General features: G+C 49.5%; 1 protein-coding gene and 1 pseudogene. Both read left to right on the top strand.

The window, feature by feature from the left end; translation table 11 throughout:
* Positions 1 to 112: 112 nt before the first annotated feature.
* A complete protein-coding gene (locus Q0236_RS01840) occupies positions 113 to 1,162 on the top strand; it encodes an ABC transporter substrate-binding protein (RefSeq protein ID WP_297914355.1) in 1,050 nt (349 codons plus the stop codon).
* Positions 1,163 to 1,172: 10 nt separating this feature from the next.
* A pseudogene (locus Q0236_RS13205) lies at positions 1,173 to 1,505 on the top strand (iron chelate uptake ABC transporter family permease subunit); the annotation flags it as partial.

Here is a 1,505-nt window from a genome sequence, read left to right as displayed (position 1 = left end):
CGTATGTAAATTTTCAAATTTAGCAGCTAAATAGGCATCTAGCAACGATAAATCTATTTTAAAATTTCTTTTGCTATACTTGCGAAATCAAAAATTTTAAAAGGAAAAAACGGTGAAAAAAATATTTCTATTTCTCTGCGCCGCGAGTATGCTTTTTGCTCTGAGCGAGGCGCAGATCAAAGACTACATCGTGCAAAACAGCGAAAATATAGCTCAGCTGCAAGGCACGCCCGCTAAAATTTACGCCAGCTCGCCGCCGCTTTTATATATGCTCTACGCGCTTGATCCCGCTAAAATCAGCGGCGTAAATTTCGAATGGAACGCCTTCGAGCGCCCCTACGTCAAAAAAGAGGTGCAAGAGCAGCCCGTCGTGGGCGGCTTTTTCGGTCAGGGTAAAATTCCAAACGTCGAGATGCTGCTACGCCTAAATCCCGAGCTCATCCTCGTAAACGCAAGCTCTCGCAACACCAAAAAGATGAGCGAGGTTTTTGGCTCTATCAAAAAGCCGATGTTATATCTGAGCGCGACGAAGCTCGAGGATTATCTAGACGGATTTGAAATTTTAGGCGAAGTGACGGGCAAAAAGGAGCACGCGGCGAAACTTATAAACTACGCAAAAGAGTCGCTAAATTTGACCGCGCAGATCGAGGAATACATCAAGAAAAATAATCTGCAAAAGGTAAAAATTTACTACGCGCAGGGCGGCGACGGGCTAGCCACCGAGTGCGAGGGCTCGTGGCACGCGACGCTCATCGAGCGAGCCGGCGCGCAAAACGTGCATAAGTGCAGCGAGGATCCAAACGCCAAATCTTTCGGGCGCGTAAAGATCAGCTTCGAGCAGCTCGTAAAATACGATCCCGACGTCATCCTCATCTACGAAAAAGAGCTGTTTGATAAAATTTACAGCGATCCCAAGTGGCAGCTGCTAGGCGCGGTGAAAAACAAAAGGGCCTACTACATCCCGCGCGAGCCCTTTTCGTGGTTTGACCGCCCGCCTTCGTTTATGCGGTTTTTGGGGCTAAAATTGCTGGTAAATTTAATCTACCCCGAAGCGTTTAAATTTGACATGATCCGCGAAACGCGCGAGTTTTACAAGCTATTTTTGGATCTTGAGCTCACGGACGCGCAAATTTATAAAATTTTAGGACGGGGTGCGGAGTGAGTAAAGAAAAATGAGCAAAAGGGCGTTTGCGTTTTTGGCCCTGCTGCTGGCGCTTTGCGTCGCAGGTTCGCTGTTGCTGGGCAAATACGGCTTTGGTGCATAGGACTACGTGCGCTACGTCACGGCGCTGCTGCGGGGCGAAAGCTTGAAAGATTTCGAGGTCATGCACACGCTCTTACTTGAAATTCGCCTGCCGCGCATACTTGCTTGCGTGCTCATCGGCGCGAGCCTCGCGATCAGCGGTGCGGCATATCAGGCGATGTTTGTTAACCCGCTCGTTAGCCCCTCGATCCTGGGCGTTCTAAGCGGCGCGGGATTTGGCGCGGCGGTCGGGATGTTTTTC

The sequence above is a fragment of the uncultured Campylobacter sp. genome, from assembly GCF_938031315.1.
GTDB lineage: Bacteria > Campylobacterota > Campylobacteria > Campylobacterales > Campylobacteraceae > Campylobacter_B.
This window is presented reverse-complemented; position numbering and strand designations above follow the sequence as displayed.